This window comes from Corallococcus exercitus (assembly GCF_042231735.1).
GTDB classification, from domain to species: domain Bacteria; phylum Myxococcota; class Myxococcia; order Myxococcales; family Myxococcaceae; genus Corallococcus; species Corallococcus exercitus_B.
The window spans coordinates 3961580-3985562 of record NZ_CP102577.1 but is presented as its reverse complement, the minus strand read 5'-3'; the positions used below and the strand labels follow the sequence as shown (position 1 = coordinate 3985562).

The following is a 23983-nucleotide window of genomic DNA, read 5'->3' as shown; positions in this document are numbered from 1 at the left end:
CTTCGAAACCTGGGGGTGTGCCTGAAAGTCGTTCGTTACTTGCCGCGGCCGCGCGCCTGCTGACGCCGCGCCTGGGCGGCCCGGCGGCGCTCCGCCTCGTCCTTGATCTTCTGGGAGGCCGCGCCCGAGTCCTCGCCCTTGTTCGCGAGGTGCTGGGCCAGCGCGCTCACCGTGGTGAACTTGAACATGTCCACCAGCGCGAGGTCCGCGCCCAGCTCTTCACGCATGCGCCGGTGGGCCTGCGCGATGAGCAGCGAGTTGCCACCCAGCTCGAAGAAGTTGTCGTTGAGGCCGACGCGCTCCACCTTGAGCACCGACTGCCAGATGGCCGCGACGCTGCGCTCCACCGCGCTCTGCGGCTGGGCGTACGCGACGCCGGACGCGAGGCGCGCTCCTTCCGGCGCGGGCAGCGCCTTCGCGTCCACCTTGCCGTTGGGCGACAGGGGCAGCGCGGAGAGCGGCACGTACGCGGACGGCAGCATGTACGGCGGCAGCGCTTCCGCGAGGAAGGTGTTCAGGTCGGAGTGCGTGGGCGCGGGCTCGCCCAGCACCACGTACGCCACCAGCCGCTTGTCCCCGGGCGAGTCCTCGCGCGCCATCAGGAACGCTTCCTTCACGGCGGGGTGGCGGCGCACGGCGGCCTCCACCTCACCCAGCTCGATGCGGAAGCCGCGGATCTTCACCTGATCATCCGCGCGGGACAGGAACGTGAGCACGCCGTCCGGCAGCCAGCGCGCGCGGTCGCCCGTGCGGTACAGGCGCTCGCCCTTGCCGGAGGCGAACGGGTTCGCGATGAAGCGCTCCGTGGTCAGCTCCGGCCGCTTCCAGTAGCCGCGCGCCACGCCCAGGCCGCCCACGTACAGCTCACCGGCGACGCCCACGGGCAGCAGGTTCTTCTCCGCGTCCAGCACGTACACGTCCGTGTTGATGACGGGCCGGCCGATGGGCACCCACGCGTGGCCCTGCAGGTCCTCCACCGCCATGCGGTGGTAGGTGGAGCACACGGTCGTCTCCGTGAGGCCGTAGCCGTTCACCACCGGCACCGTGGCGAGCAGCTTCTCCACGTCGCTGGCCACCAGCGCCTCGCCGCCGGAGAGCACCAGCTTGAGCGGCGGCAGCTGCTCCAGGCGCGCGTTGAGCCCGGCGATGACCGCGGGCACCGTGCTCACGATGGTGACGGTGTGGCGGGTGATGAGCTGGAAGAGCTTCTCCTGGTCGAGGATCTCATCCTCGGTGGGCAGCACCAGCGCGCCGCCCGTGCACAGCAGCGGGAGGATTTCCCCCACGAAGCTGGCGGAGGCCACCGACGTGAGCGGCAGCATCCGGTCCGTGGCCGTGGGCGCGTAGGACTCCACGAACGAGCGGACGAGGTTGGCAAGGCCCCCGTGCTCCAGCATCACGCCCTTGGGCTGGCCGGTGGAGCCGGAGGTGTAGACGAGGCACGCCAGGTCGCCGGACTGCACCGTCGCGGCGGGCGCGGGGGACAGCGCGCCGTCCAGCGGCTGATCCACGAACAGCGTGCGCGCGGAGGTGCCGGCGGGCAGCGAGCGCTGGAGCCAGGACTGCGTGAGCAGCACCGGCGCCTGCGTGTCGCCCAGGATGAAGGCCACGCGCTCGGAGGGGTAGGCCGGGTCGATGGGCACGTACGCCGCGCCCGCCGCCATCACGGCCAGCACGGACACCAGCGTCTCCACCGAGCGCTCCAGGCAGATGCCCACGATGTCGCCCGGCTTCACGCCCGCGCCGCGCAGCCACGCGGCCAGCTGTCCCGCGCGCGCGTCCAGCTCGCGGTAGGTGAGCTGCGCGTCCTTGAAGAGGACCGCGACGTTGTCGGGCGTGCGCGCCACCTGCGCCGCGAAGAGCGCGGGCAGCATGTCCGCCTGCGTGAGCGGCACGCGCGGACCCTTCCACGTCTCCAGCAGCTGCCGCTGTTCGCCCTGCGTGAGCAGCGGCAGCCCCGCGAGCGCGAGGCCCGGCTGCGCGGCGATGCCGGACAGCAGCGTGGCCAGGTGCCCGGCCATGCGCTCGATGGTGCCGGCCTCGAAGAGGTCGGTGTTGTACTCGAAGGAGGCCACCAGCTCGCCGTCCGCCTCGCCCATGGTGAGCGTGAGGTCGAACTGCGCGCCGCCGTGCGACAGCACCAGCGACTCGATGGGCAGGCCCGCCACGGTGGACTTCGCGCCCGGGATGTCCAGGGCGAAGGGCGTCAGGCCGCGCTCGTCCAGCTTGGAGGCGCGCTGGTAGACGAACATCACCTGGAACAGCGGCGAGCGGCTCTGGTCACGCACCGGCTGCAGCCGGTCCACCAGCGCGCTGAACGGGTAGTCCTGGTGCTCCAGCGCGCCCAGCATCGTCTGGCGCGTCTGGGCCAGGTAGTCCGTGAAGGACAGGGTGGGGGAGGGGCGCGTGCGCACCACCAGCGGGTTGACGAAGTAGCCCGTGATGCCCGCCAGCTCCGCGCGGCCGCGGCCCGCGCTCACCACGCCCAGCGTGAAGTCCTGCTGGCCGGTGTAGCGGTGCAGCAGCACCTGGAACGCCGTCTGGAGCACCATGTTCGGCGTGGCGCCGTGCTCGCGCGCCAGCGTCTTCACCGCGTTCGCGACGGTCGCGTCCAGCCGGGTGGTGTGGACGTGGCCGTTGAAGGTCTGCGCCGGGGGGCGCGGGTGGTCCGTGGGCAGGTCCAGCACCGGCAGCGTGCCGGACAGCTGCTCGCGCCAGTACTTCTCCAGCGCCTGCCCGCGAGCCCCCGCGAGCATCTCCGCCTGCCAGCGCGCGTAGTCCGCGTAGGTGCGCGCGGGCTGCGCCAGCGAGGGCCGCTTGCCCAGCTTGAGCGCCGGGTAGAGCGCGTCCAGCTCCTCCGCCATCACCGCCAGCGACCAGAAGTCGGTGACGATGTGGTGCATCGCGATGAGCAGCGCGTGGTCCTCGGAGGACCGCGACACCAGCCGCACGCGCAACAGCGGCCCCTTCTCCAGGTCGAACGGGCGGCGGGCCTCGGCGGACAGGTGCTCCGCCACCTGCGCGTCGCTCCAGCCCTTCGCGTCCGTGGTGGTGAAGTCCAGCGGCAGCTCCGCGTGCACGCGCTGCACGGGGCCCGTGGCCGCCATGACGAACGTGGTGCGCAGGGCGGGGTGGCGGGCCACCAGCGCCTCGAAGGCGCCCTTCAGCGCGCTGGCGTCCAGCCCCGCGCGCACGCGCACCGCGACGGGCACGTGGTAGGCCGCGCTGTCCGGCGCGAGCTGGTGCATGAACCACAGCGCCTGCTGACCGCCGGAGAGGGGCGCGTCACCGGTGGCGGACGTCACGGCCACCGCGCTCGAGGCCTGCTGGGACGGGGGCGCCGACATCAGCGTCACGACGGCTTCCGCCAGCTTCGACAGCGACACGCCCTGGAGCACGTCCGACAAGGGCAGGTCGATGCCCAGCCCCGCGTCCACGGCGCTCTTGAAGTCCACCGCCATCAGCGAGTCCACGCCGTAGGCGTGCAGCGGCTTGTTCGCATCCACCTGCGCGGTGGGCAGCCGCAGCACCTGCGCGGCCTGCTCCTGGAGAAACACCGCCACCATGGCCCGGCGCGCGGTCGTGTCCGTCACCACCGCCAGCATCTTCTGCAGCATGCTGGTGTCCGGGCCCACGGGCGCGGCGGCCTCGGGCGCGGCGGCCTGGGCCGTCGTCGCAGCCGGGGCCGCGGGCGCCTGGACCGGTGCTGCGGCGAGCACGCTCTTGTGCAGCGCCTCCAGCGTGTCCGCGACGTACTCCGCGCGGGTGGCGAAGCGTTGAATCTTGCCGCTGGACGTCTTCGGGATGGCGCCCGGCCCGAGCAGCACCACGCCCTGGGCCTGCAGGTCATGCCCGGCCGCGACGGCCTGCCGGATGCCCTGCGCCAGCGCGTCCAGGTCCACGCCGTCGCGCTCCACCGCGCGGCGGTCCACCTCCGTCACGACGATGAGGCGCTCCTCGTCGTCCTGCTCGATGGAGAACGCCGCCGTGCAGCCGGGGCGGATGGCGGGGTGGCTGGACTCCACCGTGCGCTCGATGTCCTGCGGGTAGTGGTTGCGCCCGCGGATGATGATCAGGTCCTTCAGGCGGCCCGTGACGAACAGCTCGCCGTCCGCGAGGAAGCCCAGGTCGCCCGTGCGCAGGAACGGCGTCGGGTCGCCCGTGCCCGCGAGCGGCTGCTGGAACGTGGTCCGCGTCTGCTCCTCGCGGCCCCAGTAGCCCTGCGCGATGCTGGGCCCGGCGACGCGGATCTCACCCACCTGGCCCGGGGGCAGGGGCGCGCCCGTCTCCGGATGCGCGATGACCAGGCGCTGGTCCGTGAGGTTGCGGCCGGAGCCCACCAGCGTCTGGGCGCCGGGGCTCGCGGCCTCCTTGGCCACCACGCGGTTGTCCTTCAGCGCGCCCCCGTCCACGGTGCGCTGCACCGGCAGCTCGCGCTTGTCACCGCCGGAGGCGATGAGCGTGCCCTCCGCGAGGCCGTAGCACGGGTAGATGGCCTCCGAGCGGAAGCCCTGCGGACCGAAGGCCTCCGCGAAGCGCCGGAGCGTGTCCGGCATGATGGGCTCCGCGCCGTTGAAGGCCAGGTCCCAGTGGCTCAGGTCCAGCTTCGCGCGCTCTTCCGGCGTGGACTTGCGCACGCACAGGTCGAACGCGAAGTTCGGCCCGCCGCTCGTGGTGGCCTTGTAGCGGGAGATGGCCTCCAGCCAGCGCATGGGGCGCTTGAGGAAGTCCACCGGCGAGAACAGCGTCACCGGGAAGCCGCCGTACAGGGGCTGCAGGATGCCGCCGATGAGGCCCATGTCGTGGTACGGCGGCAGCCAGATGACGCCCTGGCTCTGCGGGGAGTGCCCGAAGCACGCGTGGATCAGCTTCGAGTTGTGCAGCAGGTTGCCGTGCGTCAGCACCACGCCCTTGGGCGACGACGTGGAGCCGGACGTGTACTGGAGGAACACCCGCGTGTCCGTGGCCACGCCGGGGTCCTTCCAGCCTTCGGCGACCTCCGCGTCCAGCGTGTCCGTGGCGATCCAGTGCAGCTCCCGCAGCTCCGGCGCCTGCTCGAAGAGCATCTCCCCCATGCCGTAGATGAAGTCGGTGGTGAGGGCGATGGTGGCCTGCGCGTCCTGGCTGATGGCCAGGAGGCGCGGCAGCGTGCGCGCCAGACGCATGGGGTCCGGCGGATAGATGGGGACCGCGATGACGCCCGCGTACAGACAGCCGAAGAACCCGGCGATGTAGTCCAGCCCGGGCGGATACAAGAGCAGCGCCCGCTGTCCCTGCGCCCCACGCGCCTGGAGCGCCGCCGCGATGGCGCGGGCCTTCTGGTCCAGCTCCGCGTACGTCAGGTGCGCTTCGTCCGTTTCCCCATCCAGCAGGAACGTAAAGCCGCGACGGTCTCCCTGGGTGCTCGCGCGGACGCGCAGCAATTCAACCAGAGTGGAAAACGCAAAGTCGGGGGCCGGGGAAGAACCGGGCGTGGTTCCAGTGGGCATGAACGCGACTCCTGGGAGGCGGGGGTGTTCCGTGCACGGGGAGCACGGAGACGCGGATTCAGGGGCCGGGGGGAAGCTGTCGCCCGGCAAGACAGGGTTTCAAGAGGTCAGTCGCAAGCAGCACCCGCCGTGAAGGCGCGTTGTCTCGCGCATGTATCGTCTGGCGCGCGCGCGAGCAATCCCCCCCCACCCACATTGGAGCCTTGCCGGGCCTCGGGCACGGTGGAGGCTCGAGAATCAGGAGCGGGGCAGGGTGCGAATTTCATGGTGACGGAATTCGAAGAGCGTCGGGGCCGCGAGTCACTTCATCGCGCGAACGGAGGAACATTCAAACGACCCCCAAGGTCGGAAACCCGGGGACCTCCCCCGTTCACGGGATACCGCGCGCGGTGTCCGTGTAAACGTGACACATCGGATCATGCGACGGGAACACGCGGAGTGTATGGGTCCGCCTGAGACCGGCACCCCTGCTACGGCGAAGTCGCGTGGGGATTGCTTTGCGTCTGTGGATTGTCAGTGAAGTTTGGATTCCTTGAATTCTGTCGGTGAGTGTTTCCGGAGGATACGGGGCAGGTCCGACACGGCTCCTGCGCGCTTGTGCCGCAGGGGGGCTCGCGAAGCGCATGGTAGAGGCGGCTTTTGGAGGGTGAGGCATGCCGAGGCCGGTTCGTGACGTGACGCGGTGGATGAGGGGCGCGCTGCTCGTGTGCGGCGTGCTGGGCTGTTCCGTGGAGCCGGAGCTCGCGCGGGTCGTGGACGCGGGCATGGAGGTAGGCGTGGACGCGGGGCCCGCGCCGACGACGTGCGCGAGCGGAAGCCTCTGGACCGAGTCGAGCGGAGCCACCGGGCCTGGCATGGCGCCGGGCTACGCGTGCCGGAGCTGTCACCTGCGGCAGGCGCCCTCGCTGGCGTATTACTTCATGGGCACGGTGTTCCCGACGCTCCACGAGCAGGACGGGTGCGATGCGCGGCTGCCGGAGCCGTCCCGGGTGAAGGTGGAGATATTGGACGCGGAGGGGCAGGTGCGGCTCACGCTGGTGCCGAACGCCGCGGGCAACTTCCTGTCCACGACGCTCCAGCCGTCCTTCCCGCTGCCGTACCGGGCGCGGCTGGTGGGGCCGGATGGCACGTCGCGGACGATGCTCACGCCCCAGAGCAACGGGGACTGCAACACCTGTCACACCGAGCAGGGCGCCCAGAACGCTCCGGGGCGCATCGCGCTGCCGTGAGTCTCCGGTGCGCGGGTGCTGCGACAAATGACCGCAGCCGCCGCTTCCGGGGAGGCTGCTATCCGGGGTGCTCCTTTCTTCCTGGAGTCACGTGATGAAGCTTCCCCTGGGGCCGCTGTGCGTCGTCGCGGGTTCGCTGCTGTCCTCCACTGCCTTCGCGCACGCGGCGGTGGCGGGGGTCACGCCTCCCCATGCCGGCGCGACCTTCGAGGCGGACTTCACGGTGAGCCACGGCTGTGACGGGGCGGACACCTACAAGATGCGGGTCGAGATTCCGGAGGGGGTGACGGGGGTGCGCCCGGTGGACTCCGTCTTCGGCAAGGCCGAGGTGGAGAAGGACGCCGCCGGCAACGTGAAGGCGGTGACGTGGACCCGGCCCACGGGCGAGGTGAAGGCGGCGGACACGCACTTCTTCCACCTGCGGCTGCGGATGAAGCTGCCCGCGAAGCCGTTCACCACGGTGTTCTTCCCCACGACGCAGACGTGCCGCACGCCGGCGGGCGTGGAGACGGTGGTGGAGTGGTCGAGCACGGCCGGGGGCGAGCACAGCCACGACGGGGACGCGGGCACGGCGCCCTCGGAGAACCCGGCTCCGTCGCTGTACCTGCTGCCCTCGCGGCTGCCGGGCTGGAACCAGTACACGGTGGAGGAGCACGTGCACGACCTGACCGTGTTCAAGGACGCGCTCATCGTCTGGTCCGGCTCGCAGGCGTACAGCTTCAACCCGGTGACGCAGGCGCTCATCGAGAAGGAGCAGGGCGTCACCGCGCTCACGCAGATCCATCCGGGCACGGTCATCTGGGTGAAGTACTAGCGAGGCACGGGAGACAGCGACCATGCGCCACTGGCTCATCGTGTTGTGCGTCGGCGTCCTCGCCGGCTGTTCGGACAAGCCCGCCGTCCCGCCGCCCACGGGGCAGAGCGACGCGGGCACCATCGTGGAGGACGCGGGCACGGCCTCCGGTGTCGAGCGGCCCGGCGCGCTGGAGCGTCCGCCGCTGGAGCGGCTGCCGGACGACCTCAAGCCGCCGTCCCGGTAGGGAGGGCTTCAGCGGGAGTGGCGTTCCGCGACGCGGTAGAGCTGGGTGAGGGAGTGGTCCAGCAGGGCCTGGGTGGACCGCATGTAGCGCTGGGCGCGGACGAAGGGCAGCCAGACGCGGTCACCGACGCGGACCTGGGCTTCCATCCACTGCTTGCGTGGAAGCCACTGTCCGCCCAGGTGCCGGACCAGCACCTCGCCCAGGTAGGCCCCGACGGCGGGGACCGCGTGGGCTTCGATGTTGTGCCGCTCGAAGGTGTCCGGGAAGGTTTCCTTCCAGAAGTGGAAGTCGATGTCCGTGAGGGATTCGGGGGACATCTTGAAGACGGAGGGCACCGGCGTGTGGAGCAGTGCGATGAGGCGTTCCGCGAAGTACGCGTATTGATCGAGGGCGGCTTTCGGGTCGGCCACGTCCGGGGGGAGGGCGGCGGTGGCTGGGAGCCATTCGTCGGGCTCTGGCGGGACGTAGGTGTTGAGCTCGGCGATGCGCCGCTGTTGCTGGCCCAGGGACGCGTATTCGGGCAGGCGCGAGAGCAGCGCGGCGACGTCTGGTGCGAAGCGGGGTTCGACGGGCGCGAGGATCGCGCTTCGCTCGCGCAGGGTGGCCATCACGGTGTCGAAGTCCAGGTCCGGCCGGAGGTGGACCCACGCGCGGGCCTGGGCAACGCGAGCTGGCTCGCTGGCGAAGTCCGCGGCCGTGGGCCAGGTGACGAGGAGGACGGAGCCGTCGGGAAGCTCTTCGACGCGGTGGGCGGGCGTGGAGCGCATGCGCTCGCGGCCGACGGACTCCACGAGCTTCGCGCCGAAGACGTTGAGCCAGCAGACTTCGTAGATCTTGTCGAAGCCGTCCCGGTAGTACGTTTCCCGGTCACGGCCGAAGAGAGGGTCGCCCGCCAGCTCCCTGTCCGCCGAGCTGTGGGCCGAGGCGTGGGTGACGGGGTAGTGAATGGCCCAGGCCCGGACCATCTCCACGAGCTTCTTGCAACTCGACTCCCCTGCGAAGCGGTCGAGCGGCTTCACCGTAAGAGAGAATCTCAGGCTTGGTCGTAGTGGTGGAAGCCGAAGATGGAGTGACGTGTCCAGGTCGGGCACCCTTGTGCTGTAGAGCCCTACAGAGGTCGTTCTTTCCTGGCGCGATTCAGCCAAGCCCTTGGTGACGGCCTCGCGTGTGTATTTGCGGCGCCGCACCCCCTTGACGATGTCTGGCATCCACTCCCCAGCACCTGATTCGAGTGCTTCAAGAAACGGCGCCAGCTCGTGTCCGAGGTCGCCGGGAGTGTTACAGGCTCCATCAAACGAGAGATACAGGTAGTCGCCCGCCATGAACCCGGGGTTCTCTTGCGCGGTCATTGGATCTGGACCTCCACACCTGGGACCTGGTCTTGGAGGTCCGTCAGGATTCCCTCCAACATGGCCGTGCCCCGATATTCGAGGGCCCCTCCCTCGTAGACGAGGCGCACCTTGCGGATTTGTGCCGGTCCTTCCAGCCCAGGTCTGCGGACGTTCACGGTCTCGCCGTAATACCGAAGCGCCGCACGCGCGTCCGCTCCCATTTGGGCCTTCAATGCACGCTCGTTGAGTTGACGCAGATCACGGCTCTTGAAGCTGAAGGTCTCCATGCGGGGCGGTTGTCCTGAGGATGGCTTCGTTTCAATGACCAGTACATCCGCGAAGCGCAGGTCGGACTTCGTCATGCCCACGTGCGTTTCGATGCGGGGCTGATCAAAGTCCCGGAGCCACTGACGCTGCGCCCGGGGCAAGGCCGCATCCGCCCGGAGCCGGGCGACCATGGCCCTTTCGAACATGAGGCCACGGATGAATAGCCCGCGCAGGTCCAGGTAGCCTTCCCACCTCAGTGGCCCCTTCGCCTGCTTGCCCTGTTCCAGTTCCGCGAGCCGGGCCTCGCGATAACTCACGTACTCGGTCCAGAGCGGGTGCGCTTCGGCTCCTGGCGGTGCATCCCGCTCTGGCGGATGTTCCTTCAGGAAGGACACCTCGCGGGACAGGCGGGGACCCGTGGCCTCCCATTCCACCTGGGCGAGCCGCGCCTCCAGGACCTCCGGCGGCACTCCCGAAAAGTCCTTCGACAGCGCTGCGGCGCCTCCACTTCTTCCGGCGCCCGGGCGTTCACGGCTTGCCTCCGCCAGCAGCGCCTGGGCCTTCGCCGTGTTGCCTCGGGCTTCGTACAGCGCCAGCGCTCCGGCTTCTCCCCACTCGGCCGCGAGGAGGGCACCTTCCCGGCTCGCTCGGAGCTGGCGCAACAGCTCTCGCGTGGCGTTCACGCCGATCTGATCTTCAAGGCGCTCCAACGCAGCCTTGAGCGCCTCCACGTCGAAGGCGGGCTGTCTTTCCCGAAGGGCCCGTGCGCCCTTGCCTCCCGCGTACAGCGCCACCATGAGCGCGGCGGGTGCCAGCTCCCGCGTGGCCTGTTCGTACCGGCCCTTCGCCAGGGAGGACGCACCCTGGGCTGTCCCCGCGACGAGGTGGAAGAAGCCCATCGGGACACCGAACGTCAGGTGATCAAAGCCTCCCAGCACCACGTTGCCCGGTGTGAAGTGCCCTGCCATCAGGGCCTGCTCCACCGCGTCGAGCGCTTCCTGGTACGGCGGAGGCAATTGGGCCCGCTTCTTCGTGAAGTCCACGTAGCGGGCCCCCGCACTCACCTCGGTGCTGGAGAGCGCGTCCCGCCCCGCGCGGCCCAGTCCCCGCAGAACGTCACCGGCCCGCTCCTCCCGCTCCGGGTGGGCCGCGACCTTCAAGCCACGGCGCAGCAGTTCCTCGCGCACGGCGGGCATGCCACCCAGCGTCTCGCCCAACTGCTTGTCGCGGGCCAGACGCTGAAGCAGCTCGCGCAGCTCGTCATCGAAGGTGGTGTGGAGGATGAAGAGGGCGAACACCTCGGCGCGCGGCGGGCCGTACTTCTCCACCGCGGTGACGAGGAAGGCGGCGCGCTTGCGTTGGAGGATGCTGGAGGCCTTCGCGTCCAGCGGGCCCAGTGCTCCCAGCCGGACGGCATCCCAATCCTCGAGGGATTCCACCAGCCGGGGCATGTCCACCCCTCGCTGCATGGCCACGAAGGCCGCGGGCGAGGCACAGGCCAGAAAGGGCGCGAGGCGCTGCTCGCCACGCTCCAGGTCGGGCCACCCCTGCGGCGGGGCTTGGCCGCCACAGGCCCATTCCCTCTCCGCGGAGGCCTCCGTGGGCACCTTCCGGGCGGCGCCAGCCCAGGGCCTCCATGCCGACCGCGCCGTCGGTGTGCCGTAGCTCCACGCGCCCCCGTGGGACGGCGACGAAGCACAGCCCGCGATGAACAGCGCCATGCACGTCAGCACCGCCCACCGCCGCACGAGGAATCGCCATGGCTGGCTCACAGCCGATGACGATCCCCCAATCTCCTTCCACGCGCTACGAGCACCCCGCCGTCCCGGTAGCGGGCGTCACCTCGGGGCCTGGGTGCCAGGCCCTGGGCGCCGTGGCTCAGTTGAACCCTTCGTAGGAGGCCTCCGCGGTGAGGATGCCCGACCACTGGCCCGTCCACGTGTCGTAGACCTGCACCCGCTGGCTCAGCGTCTGGTAGTGGCGGATGGTGCGAAGGCAGATGTTGCCTTCATCCAGGGTGTACCCGGTCGACTCGCAGGTTCCATCCAGGAACTGCACGACGTAGCGGCCCCCGGATTGATCAATCCCCTGCACCCCAAAGACAACCTGCGTCGTGTAGGGGCTGGCCATGGAGAAACAGGAGCCGGGCATCAGGACCTCCCAGGCGGACGTGTCCACGTAGCAGGCCGCGACCGCATCGCCCGCGCCCAGCGCCTGGATGCCTTCAGGCGGCCGGGACTCCTCGGCCCAGACAGCGGACGACAGCGACATCGCGGCGACGGCGGAGAATCCAGCAAGCAGACGGCGCATGGCACCTCTCCTGTGACAGGGAGTGAAGAGGCTAGCGATGGCGCCAATGGCAATCAATGCGAGGCCAATCGCCATCCGACGCCACGGTGCAAAGTTCGCGGCTTGCTGGACGCCAGGAGGTCTGGCCATGGCGCGCGCGGGCGCGCCCGGTCACGGCACGGTGGCGGGATCCGCGAAGCGCGGGTCGTTCAGGAACGCGGTGTCCGTGAGCGACTCCAGGAACGCGATGACGTCCGCCTTCTCGTCGGGCGTCAGCTCGAAGCCGCGCACGAAGGCGCTCTGCAGGGGGCTCGGCTGTCCTCCGTTCGCGGCCCTCGCGCGGCCTCCCGCCGCGTAGTGATCCAACACGTCGGAGAGCGTCTCCAGGCTGCCGTCGTGCATGTACGGCCCCGTGACGGCCACGTTGCGCAGGGACGGCGCTCGGAAGCGGCCCATGTCCGCCGGACGGCCGGTCAGCTCGATGACGCCCGTGTCCCAGGCTGGATACGCGCCCTGGCCGTCCTCGTTGTAGAGGCCCGTGTTGTGGAACGGGAGGATGGGCTCCGGCGTGGCTTCGTGCGCCGTGGCGTCCTGGAAGTTGAAGCCGGAGTGGCAGTGGTCGCACTCCATGCGCTCGGACAGGAACAGCTGCAGGCCCCGCTTCGCCGCGGGACTCAGCGCGTCCACCTCCTTGCCGTAGAGATAGCGGTCATACGGCGACGTGCCGGAGATGATGGAACGCTCGAACGCGGACAGGGCCCGCGTCAGCGTGGCCAGCGACACGGGCGTGGCCTCGCCGGGGAACGCCTCCTGGAAGCGCCCCACCAGGTCCGCATCCGCGCGCAGCCTTTCGAGCAGCGTCTCCTGCTGATCCGCGAACCCCAGCTCCACGGGCTCCTTGCCGAACAGCGGCGTCAGCACCTGCGACTCCAGCGTGGTGAGCGCCGGGTTCGCCCAGGTGAGGCTCGTGGCGTACGCCACGTTGGCCAGCCCCTGCCCGTTGCGGCGGTGCGTCTGGCCGGTGCTGCCCACCGAGTGCACGCGCCCGTCGGTGAAGGCCCGCGCCTGCTCGTGGCAGCTGCCGCAGGACTGCGTGCCGTTGAAGGACAGGCGCTTGTCGTAGAAGAGGCTCCGGCCCAGTTGCACCTTCGCCTCCGACATCGGGTTGTCCTCGGGCACGCGCGGCACGGGAAAGCCCGCGGGCAGCTTCCAGTCGTACGGCGCGGGCTCCTCTCCGGGCGTGCCGGGATCCGAGCAGCCCACGGTCAGCAGCGCCGCCGTCGCCAGAAACCTCCACGTCTTGCCTTGTCGTCGTGCCACGGCGGGGGTGCTCCTATTCAGCGCGGATGAAGGACTGCGCGGCGGGGTTCGCGGTCTTGCCGCTGAAGCCCAGCCCCAGCCGCTCGAAGATGGGCGCGCAGTCCACGTCGGTGGACGAGGACATGCACCCCACGGACGTGTTGGGACCGCTGAGGTTCTGGTCCAGGTTGGAGCCCGCGAAGAGCGCGCCCAGGTCCATCACCACCTTGTTCTTCGTGACGTCGAAGCCGTCCAGGGCCATCTCCGGGCGGTTGATGTTCGCGCAGCCCGCCGTGCCCTGCGTCTGTCCCTCGGGCGGGGGAGCGCAGTCGGTGCTGCCCAGGTGCATGACGTGCTCGGGCAGGCCCGGCGTGTGGCCGTCGATGCGGAGGAAGATGTAGCCGGAGCGCCAGGTCCAGAAGAGGCCGATGTCCCCCAGCGGCGCACCCGCGGTGTCCACGTCGCCGTGGTTCAGGTCCTCCGGCACGCCCAGCGTGAAGCGCAGGCCCGTGTAGTCACCCTGGGGCACGGTGCCCTTGATGGACGCGTTCATGCCCGCCGTGCCCTGCGTGCACAGGCCGTCCTTGTTCGCGAAGTCCAGGAGCACCACGCCTGCGCGCTGCCACGTGCCGTCCTCGGTCAGCGTGACGGGGACCTCTTCCCCGGCCCGCGTCACCAGCCGCACGTCGTGCACGTACACGCGGAAGTCCATGGGCTCGTACGTCGTCCCCGTCGTCCCGACGTTCGTGTACGTCCGGCCGCACGCGAAGGGCTCGGCGCCCACGCGGGCGACGACAGGGAGGTCCACCGTCACCATGGGAGGGACCTGGGGTTCGTCGTCCCCACAGCCGAGCGCGCCCATGAGGGCCAGCGGAAGGAGGAGGCGGGAGCGGAGCACGGAGGTCATGGGAATCATCCTTGGAAGGTGTCCCCGTCTAACGTACTGGGCGCGAAAGCATGCCGTGGCATGTTGCCGCACCCGCTTCCCACCTCACGCCACCTCGCGCGTTTCCTCCGGAACCGGGAGCCCGGTCCCCCGTGCCTTGCGCCGCTGGATGGCGAGGAACAGGGCCTCGTGCGTGGCGGGCGAGGGCAGCCCCACGTCGCCGCCCGGCGCTCCGAAGGCGGCCACCGCGTCACGCAGCGCCTCCCGCACGGAGAGGGCCAGCATCAGCGGCGGCTCGCCCACGGCCTTGCTGCCGTGGATGGTGCCCTTCTGCTCCGCCCGCTCCATGAGCGTCACGCGCAGGTCGATGGGCGCGTCGCTGAAGGCGGGCACCGCGTAGGTGCTGGCGGAGTGCGTGAGCAGCCGCCCGTTCGCGTCCCACTTCAGCTCCTCGCCCGTGAGCCAGCCCAGGCCCTGCACGAAGCCGCCCTCCACCTGGCCCCGGTCCACGCCGGGGTTGAGCGAGTCGCCCACGTCCTCCAGCAGGTCCGCGCGCAGCACGCGCTTCATGCCCGTGTCGCCGTCCACCTCCACCTCGCTCACCGCCGCGCCGTAGGCGAAGTAGAGGAACGGCTTGCCCCGGCCCAGGCTCCGGTCGTAGCCGATGCCCGGCGTGCGGTAGTAGCCGGTGACGGACAGCCCCACGCGGTCGCGGTAGGCCTCCTCCACCACGGCCGCGAAGGGCAGCCCCTGGTCCGGCCGCGACGCCGCCGCGATGCGCCCGGCCTCGAAGACCAGCGCGTCCGGTGACACCGCCTGCCCGTGCAGCTGAACCAGCATGCGCGCGGCCACCGGGGCCAGCCGCTCGCGCACCTGGATGCACGCCTCGCGCACCGCCGCGCCGTTGAGGTCCGAGCCGCTGGAGGCCGCCGTCGCGGACGTGTTGGGCACCTTGTCCGTGGCCGTCTGCGCCACGCGCACCAGGTCCGCGGGCAGGCCCAGCTCGCGCATGGCCACGCCCTGAATCTTGGTGTGCAGGCCCTGGCCCATCTCCGTGCCGCCGTGCGACAGCAGCACGGAGCCGTCGCGGTACACGTGCACCAGCGCGCCCGCCTGGTTGAGGAACGTGGCGGTGAAGGAGATGCCGAACTTCATCGGCGTGATGGCGAGGCCGCGCTTGATGCGGGGGCTGGACGCGTTGAAGGCCTCCACCTGCGCGCGGCGCTTCGCGAAGTCGGACGACTCCAGCAGGTCGCTCCACAGCCTGGGCAGCCGGTTGTCCTCCAGCTCCTGGCCGTAGTGCGTGGTGTTGGTGTCGCCCACGCCGTCGTAGAGGTTGCGCTGGCGCACGGCCTCGGGCGCCAGGCCCAGGGCGCTCGCGATGCGCGCCAGGATGTCCTCCATCACCAGCATGCCCTGCGGTCCGCCGAAGCCCCGGAAGGCCGTATTGGAGACCAGGTGCGTCTTCGCCACGCGGCCGGTGTAGCGCACCGACGGCACGTAGTAGCCGTTGTCCAGGTGGAAGAGGGCGCGGTCGGTGATGGACTCGGAGAGGTCCAGGGACCAGCCGCCGTTGGACGTGAGGTCCGCCTTGAGCGCGAGCAGCCGGCCCGTGGCGTCGAAGCCCACCTCCCAGGCCGCGTGGAACGGGTGGCGCTTGCCGGTGACGACCATGTCCACGTCCCGGTCCAGCATCCACTTCACCGGCCGGCCCGTGTGCACCGCGGCCAGCGCCACCAGCGCGGCGGGCGCGTTGCCTTGCGTCTCCTTGCCGCCGAAGCCGCCGCCCATGCGGGGCGCCTTCACCACCACGCGGCTTCTGGGCACGTGCAGCACGTGCGAGAGGATGGCCTGCACCTCCGACGGGTGCTGCGTGGAGGACGTCACCGTGACGTCGCCGTCCTCGCCCACCTCCGCGAAGGCCGCGTGCGTCTCCAGGTAGAAGTGCTCCTGGCCGCCCATCGTCAGCACCCCGGCCAGCCGGTTCGGGCTGGAGGCGAGCGCGCTGTCCACGTCGCCCCGGCGGATGACGTGCGGGTCGGTGTGGAAGCTGCCCTGCTTCAGGGCCTCGTCCAGCGTGAGCACGGCGGGCAGGGGCTCATAGTCCACCACCACCTGGCGGGCGCCCTCGCGGCAGGCCTCGGGCGTCTCGCCGACGACGAGCGCCACCACCTGCGCGTGGAAGAGGACCTCGTCCTTCGCGAGCAGCGGCTCGTCGTGGCGGATGGGGCCCGTGTCGTTCATGCCCGGGATGTCCTCCGCGAGCAGCACCTTCACCACGCCGGGCACCTTCAGCGCGGCGCTGGCGTCGCGGCGGAGGATGCGCGCGTGCGCGTGCGGCGACAGCACCGGCCACACCGTCAGCATGGGGCGGCGCTGCGCGAGGTCATCCACGTACTGCGCGCTGCCCGTCACGTGGCCCAGCGCGCTCTCATGGCGCAGCTCGCGGCCCGCGTCCGCCGTCGTCGAAGGCGCGCCCGAAGCGAAGCGGGGACGGCCGTCCAGCACGGGGCTGCGCGCGCCGGACGCGAACTTCTCCAAGAGCGACACCACCAGCCCGCGCCGGTACTCCGCGCTGCCGCGCAGGTCGGTGAGCGGCGTGAACTCGCGCTCCAGCGTGGCGCGCACGCGGGCCACGGCCTCCGCGTTCCACGGGTGGCCCAGGAGCAGGGCTTCCGTCTGCTTCGCGCGCGCCGGAGTGGCCGCGACGCCGCCGTAGCCCAGCCGCGCGGTGCGCACGAGCCCCAGCGCGTCCGTCTCGATGCAGAAGCCCGCCGCGACGATGCTGATGTCCAGCTCGCGGCGCTTGGACACCTTGAAGCTGTCCGAGTGGCGGGTGAGCCCGCTGTCCTTCGCCGGGGCGTGGGGGATGACGACGAAGCGGACGACCTCGTCCGGCTGGAGCGCCGTCTTGCGGTACGCGAGGAAGAAGTCCGACAGCGCCACGGTCCGCTCGCCGCGCACGGACGCGAGCACCAGCCGCGCATCCAGCGCGAGCAGCACCGGCGCCGTGTCCCCGATGGGCGAGGCCGTCACCAGGTTGCCCGCGAGCGTGGCGCGGTGGCGGATCTGCCGCGAGGCGAAGACGTTGAGCATCTTCGAGAGCTCCGGCACCTCGTGGCCCAGCGCGTCCTCCACGTCCACCAGCGACGCGGCGCCGCCCACGTACCAGCCGTCCTCCTCGCGGCGGATGGCGCGCAGGGCCTCCACGCCCTCCGTGGAGATGAGGAACGGGTAGCGGCGGGACTTCTTGGTGATGTCCACGCCCAGCTCCGTGGCGCCGGCCACGAGCATCGCCTCCGGGTGCAGGGCGCGCAGCGCGAGCAGGTCCTCCCAGGTGGTGGGGCGCAGGAACAGGCCGTCGCGCGCCTCGTAGCGCAGGGGCGGCGTGGGGGAGGGCGGCCCCTCCAGCGACACGCCGGGGAGGCCCGGGCCTTCACCCTTCGCGTCGCGGGTGGCGAGCGCGTCCATCATCGCGTCGCGGATGGGGCGGTAGCCGGTGCAGCGGCAGAGGTTGCCGCAGAGCTGATCCGCCACGGCCTCCGGCGAGCCCGAGTCCTTGCGACAGTACGCCTCCACCATGGAGACGACGAAGCCCGGCGTGCAGAAGCCGCACTGCGAGCCGTAGTGCTTCACCATCGCCTGCTGCACGGGGTGGGGCGCGGCGCGGCTGCCCACGCCCTCCACGGTGACGAGCTCGCGCCCGGCCACCATGGGCAACAGCGCGATGCAGCTGTTGAACGCGCGCAGGGTCTTCTGGCCGTTCACGTCCCGGTCCACCATCGCCACGGTGCACGCGCCGCAGTCGCCCTCGGCGCAGCCCTGCTTCGTGCCCGTCAGCCCGCGCGCGCGCAGGTGGTCCAGCAGGGGGGTGTTGGGCGACGCGTCCTCGACCTGGACCGTCTGGCCGTTGAGCCGGAACTCGAAGGGGGTGCTCATTCCTCGGAGGATAGCAGGGGCGCCGGCTGTGACTGAGCGCCTGTCTCCTGGGCCAGCGCCGGGGCCATCCCATGGTGGAGCTGGAGCAGCCCGGCCGCGATGCTCACCGCCACCTCCTGTGGTGACTTTCCGCCGATGGGCAGCCCCATGGGGCACTGGACGCGGTCCACCTGCCGGGCGGGCACCCCCTTCGCCTCCAGCCGCTGCCGGAAGCGGGCCCACTTCGTGTCGCTGCCGATGAGGCCGATGTAGCGGGCCGGCTTCTGGATGGCGAAGGCGATGATGTCCTGGTCCACGTCGTGGCGGTGCGTCATCACCGCCACGTAGGTGCGGGCCTCATCCCAGACCGCGTGCGACGCGAAGTCGTCCCAGGGCTCCTCGTGGCGGACCACCGAGGCGGGCACCCGCGGGGACTGGACCCACTCGGCGCGCTCGTCCACCAGGTGCACGCGGAACGGGGTGCCCTCCAGGATGCGGCACAGCGCCTGCCCCACGTGGCCGGCGCCGAAGAGGTACAGCTGGGGCCCGTGGTTGACGGGCTCGACGAAGACGTCCACGACCCCTCCACAGCACTGGCCCAGCTTCGCGCCCAGCGGATAGCGGAACGGGCGCGCCTCGCCCTTGTTCAGGCAAGTGCGGGCGTCCTGGAGCACGAGCTGCTCCAGGTGGCCGCCGCCAATGGTGCCGTGGAAGGTGCCGTCCGCGCGCACCAGCAGCTTCGCGCCGGGGGAGGCGGGCGTGCTGCCCTTGCACTCCGTCACCGTCACGACGGCGAACGGCGTGTCCTCCCGTGCCCACTCCGCCAGCTGGTGAACCCAGTTCCACATGCCACTGATGAGTCTGCCACGGCTGTCGTCACGGCGGCGCCCTTCCGGATGCCTGCCCACCGGGCAGACAGGGGGGCCCTCATTGCCGGGCCGGGAAGGCACACCACCTTTTGCGCCAGACGATTTCAACCCATCCGAATCAAGGAGATGACGTCATGGCCCATGCCGCCGCTGAACTCGAGACGCTGAACTCCTTCCTGCGGGGTGAGATCTCCGCCGTGGAGACCTACCGGCTCGCCTCGAAGCACATCGAGACCGAGGTCGCCCGGACGGAGGTGGAGGCCTGCCTCCACGACCACGAGAAGCGCGTCGAGGCGCTCAAGGAGCGCATCGAGAAGCTGGGCGGAAAGCCCGCGGAAGGCTCCGGCCCCTGGGGCCTCTTCGCCAAGGCCGTCCAGGCCGGCGCGGACCTGCTGGGGGAGAAGCGCGCCATCGACGCGCTGGAGGAGGGCGAGGACCACGGCCTGAAGGACTACACGCGCGACGTGGACAAGCTCCACGGCGAGGCGCGCACCTTCGTGCGCCAGCAGCTGCTGCCTTCGCAGAAGCAGACGCACGCGCGGCTCAGCGCACTCAAGAAGAACCCGACCCTGCACTGAGCGTAGGGGTTGCGCAGTGCCGGACATCCCAAGGCGCCCATCCTGGCTTCAGGGAGGGGCGCCTTGTGGTGCATCGCACGTCCCCGCATCCAGGTCTGGAGGCGGCAGGCAGCGTGCGATATTCGGAAGGACGCATCTTCCGCCGGCGAAAGAGGGTGAAGCGCGCATGGGGCGTGAGCACACGGCGCCGGGACCGCACGGGCCCGGCACCGACAGCGAGGACGTGGGGACCCCCTCTCCGCGTACGCCCGGCGTGCCCGCCGAAGCCCCCGGCCTGCCCTCCATTCCCTCCCCGACGACCGCGGACACCAGCTACGCCGCGGGCGCCCTGGGCACCGGCCTGGAGGTCCTCTTCACCACCTCCGAGCGCGCCCTCCAGTGGGCCTGGCGCGTGCTCCAGCTGGCGCGGAGCGTGGTGGACGCCACCCCGAAGGGCGACGCCTTCGTCCGCGAGGCCCGCGCGTGCGTGGTGGACTTCCTGGACCACATCCCGCCGCACGTGCGCCGCAGCGTGGAGGAGGTGCTCGTCTTCTGCAATCTCTGGCAGGCCGTGGGCGTGCGCCTGCGGCGCCGGGGCGACTTCCCCATGGGCGACGACGTGGCGTGGCGCCAGCTCTGCGAGGACGTGGAGCTGCTGCAGCGCGCCGCCCAGGCCCGGCTGGGCACCGCCGCCGCGCTGGAGCAGGGGCTGCTCAAGGACCTGGGCCACCTGCGCGCGCTGGCCCTGTCCTGCGGCGACAGCGCCAACGAAGTCACCGTGGGCATGGAAGTGTTCACCCGCTGCATCGCGGAGCTGATGGCCGTGGCCAGCGCCGTGCGCCGCGCGTGGGAGGCCGCCGCAGGGGAGCTGGCCGAGTCCTCCGCGTGGCTGCGCGCGGGCGACCCGGCCTTCAGCGCGTGGCTGGCGGAGCACCTGGTCGCCGCCGAGCCCGCGTGGGAGCGCACCCAGAAGATCGCCCGCTGGCTGCGCGACGTGGGCGCCTTCGCGGGCCAGCTCTGACGCGCGCTACGGCTCGACGAGGATGCGGTGCCGGTGCAGCTCCAGGAGGATGTCCGGATCCAGGTCCGCCTGCTTGTGCTCGCGCAGGTGCTGGCGGACGGCCTCCACGGGCTTCTGGCCGGTGAACTCCACCAGCAGCGCGTAGGCCTCGCCGGGCAGCGCCACCGCGTCGTATTCGCTGTACGAGCCCAGCGCGACGCTCCCGTCCGGCAGCCACTTCACCGTCGCCTCCGGGTTGAAGCGCAGCACGCGCGGCAGCGTGGGCGCGGTGGCCTGGGTGTGCAGCTTCTTCAGCACCTTCTGCTCGATGGTGCCGTCCAGGCCCAGCATCCGCTCCAGCCCGTCGCGGGACACGGCGCGCACGGCGTCGTAGCAGGCGCGGTAGAAGTCCTTCTCCATCCCGGCGTACCCCTTCCACAGCGCGGCGTACACCTTCGCCGGGGGCGCCGCGTCGTCCAGGTCCTCCACGGACAGCGGGCCGGTGGCCACCTCCGCCTTGTCGCGCCCGTCCAGGAGGAACTCCGGCATGAGCTGGAGCAGCGCGTGGCGCGACAGCTGGAACTCCGCCAGCGTCAGGTACGTCTTGAGCGACATCCAGAAGCGCTGGCCGTCCCGGCCCGCCACGTACTTGCAGAAGAACGTGGAGCAGACCGACTCGCGGTACGCCCAGATGGTGCAGCCGCCGGACTCCAGCGCGTAGTACGGGCAGCGCAGCGACGACGCCCGGCCGAAGAACTGGTGCGCGTTCTTGTACAGGTGGTTGAACTTCGCCGGCGGCTTCACCCACTGGGGGCTCACGCCGATGCGGCTGTCAATCTTCGCCTCGATGCGCCGGCGCCCCTCCGCCATCTGCGGCGAGTCATCCGACAGGAGCGCGCCCACGAGGTAGTTGGGCAGCCGCGGCTGGTACGTGCAGCACTTGGTGTCCGGCCGGAACAGGTGCTCCACCCCGTCCACGGACTCCACCGTGGCCTGCGCGGAGGCGCGGCTCATGGCGCAGTTGGAGCAGGTGGCCTTCGTCTCCGTCGGCGCGTCCTTGCGGAAGAAGGCCGGGAGGAGGTCCTGGTAGAGGGCGGGCAGCGTCGAAAGGATGGAAGACATGGGAGCCGGGGTCAGGAGGCGCGGTCGGCCCACTCCAGGTGGTAGGTGGCGGACTCGGGCGAGTGGCGGGTGCGGTTCAGGGTGAACTTCTGCACTCCGACGCGCAACATCCCTTCTTCCAGCACGCCGTCCACGAAGCCCTCCAGCGCCTGCGGCTCGTTGAACCAGAGGTCCGCCTGGGACGGGCCCAGCACGGTGAGGCGCGTCTCCGTGTAGTTGTTGCCGCTGCGGAAGTTGTGCTGCATCCGCTCGAGCGAGCGCATGGGGCCCACCACGCGGGCCAGCGTGAGGACGGCGCCCCCCACCAGCGTCTGCGCGTAGCCCTCCACCATGCGCCGGCCCAGCATGCGCCGGCCCTGCTCCACCGGCTGGTCCGGGTAGAGCGTGCGGGCCGTGTCCTCCAGGCACTCCACCCAGACGGCGAACGGGTACGCGGCGAGCAGCGGGGCGTGGAGGTTGAGGCCGCGCGAGCGCAGCCGATCCAACAGCTCGGGCGTCAGGGAGGGCGCCAGCACCTTGCGATACAGGCTGTCCACGCTGCTGCTGAAGATGACGCGCTCGTCCCTCATGGCCCTCTGCCCTTGCCGGGAGCCCCCACTGGCCCCAGGCGTGCATTCTTCGCCCAGGGCCCCGAAGGAGGCCAGCCCCCAGGTGCCCACCCTCACCGCGGGTGCGCGCGGTGGAGGGCAGGCAGCCAGGTGCGTCAGTAGTGCACGGACAGGCTCACGCCGCTGTAGGCGCTGAAGCCCCGGAGCAGGATCCACTGGCGGCCGGCGGTGGGCCGCGCCCCCAGGTTGCACGTCTCGTTGTTGCCTCCCAGGTAGGGGCGGCAGTCGTAGGCGGTCGTCGTGGGCGCCGTGTCGAAGCGCGTGTAGAGGTCCACGTCCCCGGTGCCGCTGGAGATGGACACCGTGGAGGGCGTGTTCGCGGGCACGTCGAAGCAGTAGTACTTCTGCGACGCGGCGTTGCCGGAGATGAGGGACACCGTGGTGTTGTTGGGCAGCGGTATGCAGGAGGGCGTCCTCGTGATGCCCACGCCCACCGCGTTCCACGCCGCGTCCACCGCATCCTGGACGGCGGTGCTGTAGCCCAGGAGCTGCGCCGCCATCCGCGTCGCCGTCTTGGCCCCGGAGAGGGAGGTGTTGGAGGTGAAGAGGTTGTTGTTGGCGTAATAGAAGATGTGGGCCGCGGCCTCCACGCCGATGGCCGGCACGTTCACCGTCGTCTTGCCGCGCGGGTGCACGCCGCCGGTGGACAGCAGCTTGAACGCCAGGTTCGGCACGCCCGAGCCGTAGTGGACGCCCGTGCCGCTGTCCAGGTCCGGGGCGTAGTCCACGGAGGCGCCGTCCAGCGCGGGGTCGTTCATGTAGCGCAGGGCATCCCCGGACGTGCCGGGCGTCATGGCCGTCTCGGCGATGTGCCAGACGGACGTCGCGGTGCTCCAGGTGCCCGACGCCCAGCTGCCGCAGGTGGCGGCGAAGATGTCCGACAGCGACTCGCTGAGCGCGCCGGACTCCCCGCTGTAGATGAGGTCGGACGTGTGCTCCGTGATGCCGTGCATGAACTCGTGCACGACGATGTCCGGGTCTTCGCACGGCGGTCCGACCTGGGGCAGGCTGCCGTCGCCGCAGATCATCTTCATGCCGTCGAAGTACGCGTTCGCGTAGCTGGTGCCGTAGTGCACCTGCGCCTGCAGCTGGGCACCCATGCCGTTGTACGAGTCCAGCCCGAAGTTCTGCTGGAAGCAGTCGTAGAAGAGGCCCAGGTTGTCGTACGTCCGGTCGATGCCCGTGTCGCCCGTGGGCAGCTGGCCCTCCAGCCGGCACCAGCCGTTGGTGGGGCCGCCCACCGAGCAGACCTTGCGGTTGCGCGCGGTGTGGATTTCGGGCGCGCGCAGCACTTCCTGGCCGTCCGCCGCGCTCACGTAGACGCGGTCGCGCCGCGGCAGGCCGTCCTCGTGCTGGCCGGACACCATCACCTCGAAGGCGCGGACCAGGGCCGCTTCCGGGGCCGGACGGACGAACACCTCACGCACCGACTCCGCGAGGCCGCCGGAGGACGCCACCAGCGCCGCTTCGCTCGCGGCCTCCGGGCTGATGCGGGCGGGGGCCGGCAGGGGCTCGCCGTCGCGCGCGGTGCCGTTCACCGCGTACACCCGACCCTGCGCGTCCACGTGGACGATGAGCTCCTCGTTCACCACCGGCAGGCCGGCCTTGGTCTGCGCGTAGCGCAGGTGCGTGTGGCCCAGCCCGTCGCGCTGGATGCGCAGGGGCACCACGTCCTTCGCCGTCAGCCGGAAGGCGGGCAGCACGCGCAGCAGGGTGGGCTCCAGCAGTGCGTGTGCCTGCCAGGCGCTGGCCCCCGGGATGGGACGGCCCGCCGTGCCCAGGGCGCCCCGGATGAACTGGGGGACGCCGTCCTCGTGGAGCCCCGTCACCTCCGCCCCGGGCAGCGCGCCCAGCGCCGCCTGCAGGTCGCCCATGCGGGCTTCAGAAGGGGCGGAAGGCGCCTCGGCTTCGGGACCTCCCCCACCACATGCGGACAGCGTGAACGTCAGGCCGGCGAGGAGCCAGCGGTTCTTTCGCGTCATGACATGCCCCCAGTGCGACGAAACGAGTCTGTGCTGCTTGGTGAGCAAAGCATGGAGCACGGACTCTCAGGTGAATTCTTGGAAGACTGGGAGTGTT

General features: G+C 70.9%; 16 protein-coding genes. 5 read left to right on the top strand and 11 right to left on the bottom strand.

From position 1 onward, the window contains the following. Positions 1–35: 35 nt before the first annotated feature. Positions 36–5423, bottom strand: a complete 5388-nt coding sequence (locus NR792_RS15420; protein WP_375760786.1) for an amino acid adenylation domain-containing protein — start codon at positions 5421–5423, stop codon at positions 36–38. A gap of 719 nt (positions 5424–6142) precedes the next feature. Between NR792_RS15420 and NR792_RS15415 the strand changes: the two genes are divergently transcribed. The 3 genes from NR792_RS15415 to NR792_RS15405 all read left to right on the top strand — a co-directional run bounded on the left by NR792_RS15415 (position 6143) and on the right by NR792_RS15405 (position 7758). Next, a complete protein-coding gene (locus NR792_RS15415) occupies positions 6143–6718 on the top strand; it encodes a hypothetical protein (RefSeq protein ID WP_375760785.1) in 576 nt (191 codons plus the stop codon). A gap of 94 nt (positions 6719–6812) precedes the next feature. After that, positions 6813–7532 (top strand): YcnI family protein, encoded by a 720-nt coding sequence (locus NR792_RS15410; RefSeq protein WP_375760784.1) that lies wholly within the window; start codon positions 6813–6815, stop codon positions 7530–7532. A gap of 22 nt (positions 7533–7554) precedes the next feature. Continuing rightward, positions 7555–7758: a hypothetical protein gene (locus NR792_RS15405; RefSeq protein WP_375760783.1), complete on the top strand. Its 204-nt coding sequence runs from the start codon at positions 7555–7557 to the stop codon at positions 7756–7758. Between the two features lie 8 nt (positions 7759–7766). Here NR792_RS15405 and NR792_RS15400 read toward each other — a convergent pair whose 3' ends face one another. The 7 genes from NR792_RS15400 to xdhC form a co-directional block, all read right to left on the bottom strand. After that, positions 7767–8777, bottom strand: a complete 1011-nt coding sequence (locus tag NR792_RS15400; RefSeq protein ID WP_375760782.1) for a hypothetical protein — start codon at positions 8775–8777, stop codon at positions 7767–7769. A 326-nt stretch (positions 8778–9103) separates the two neighbouring features. After that, complete coding sequence (locus NR792_RS15395) at positions 9104–10807, bottom strand: hypothetical protein (protein WP_375761627.1); 1704 nt, start codon at positions 10805–10807, stop codon at positions 9104–9106. A 427-nt stretch (positions 10808–11234) separates the two neighbouring features. Further along, positions 11235–11666, bottom strand: coding sequence for a hypothetical protein (locus NR792_RS15390; protein ID WP_375760781.1), 432 nt, complete (start codon positions 11664–11666; stop codon positions 11235–11237). Between the two features lie 150 nt (positions 11667–11816). Then, entirely contained in the window at positions 11817–12965 is a 1149-nt protein-coding gene (locus tag NR792_RS15385) for an MbnH family di-heme enzyme (RefSeq protein ID WP_375760780.1), read from the bottom strand. A gap of 13 nt (positions 12966–12978) precedes the next feature. Further along, complete coding sequence (locus NR792_RS15380) at positions 12979–13851, bottom strand: MbnP family copper-binding protein (RefSeq protein ID WP_375760779.1); 873 nt, start codon at positions 13849–13851, stop codon at positions 12979–12981. An 84-nt stretch (positions 13852–13935) separates the two neighbouring features. After that, entirely contained in the window at positions 13936–17769 is a 3834-nt protein-coding gene (xdhB, locus tag NR792_RS15375; protein ID WP_375760778.1) for a xanthine dehydrogenase molybdopterin binding subunit, read from the bottom strand. Beyond that, positions 17766–18596: a xanthine dehydrogenase accessory protein XdhC gene (gene xdhC, locus NR792_RS15370; protein WP_375760777.1), complete on the bottom strand. Its 831-nt coding sequence runs from the start codon at positions 18594–18596 to the stop codon at positions 17766–17768. The genes xdhB and xdhC overlap by 4 nt, the downstream gene beginning before the upstream one ends. Before the next feature lie 155 nt (positions 18597–18751). On the opposite strand from xdhC, the gene NR792_RS15365 reads away from it, so the two are divergent. Both NR792_RS15365 and NR792_RS15360 read left to right on the top strand, forming a co-directional pair. Next, positions 18752–19195, top strand: coding sequence for a DUF2383 domain-containing protein (locus NR792_RS15365; protein WP_375760776.1), 444 nt, complete (start codon positions 18752–18754; stop codon positions 19193–19195). Positions 19196–19361: 166 nt separating this feature from the next. Continuing rightward, complete coding sequence (locus tag NR792_RS15360) at positions 19362–20195, top strand: hypothetical protein (protein ID WP_375760775.1); 834 nt, start codon at positions 19362–19364, stop codon at positions 20193–20195. A 6-nt stretch (positions 20196–20201) separates the two neighbouring features. Here the strand turns inward: NR792_RS15360 and NR792_RS15355 are convergent, their stop codons facing one another. From NR792_RS15355 to NR792_RS15345, 3 genes are all read right to left on the bottom strand, one after another. After that, the gene (locus NR792_RS15355; protein WP_375760774.1) at positions 20202–21296 is read right to left on the bottom strand and encodes a hypothetical protein; all 1095 of its coding nucleotides are present in this window, start codon (positions 21294–21296) and stop codon (positions 20202–20204) included. 11 nt (positions 21297–21307) lie between these two features. Continuing rightward, positions 21308–21865, bottom strand: a complete 558-nt coding sequence (locus NR792_RS15350; RefSeq protein ID WP_375760773.1) for a DUF2378 family protein — start codon at positions 21863–21865, stop codon at positions 21308–21310. Positions 21866–21999: 134 nt separating this feature from the next. Continuing rightward, a complete protein-coding gene (locus NR792_RS15345; RefSeq protein ID WP_375760772.1) occupies positions 22000–23886 on the bottom strand; it encodes a M4 family metallopeptidase in 1887 nt (628 codons plus the stop codon). Positions 23887–23983: the final 97 nt, after the last annotated feature.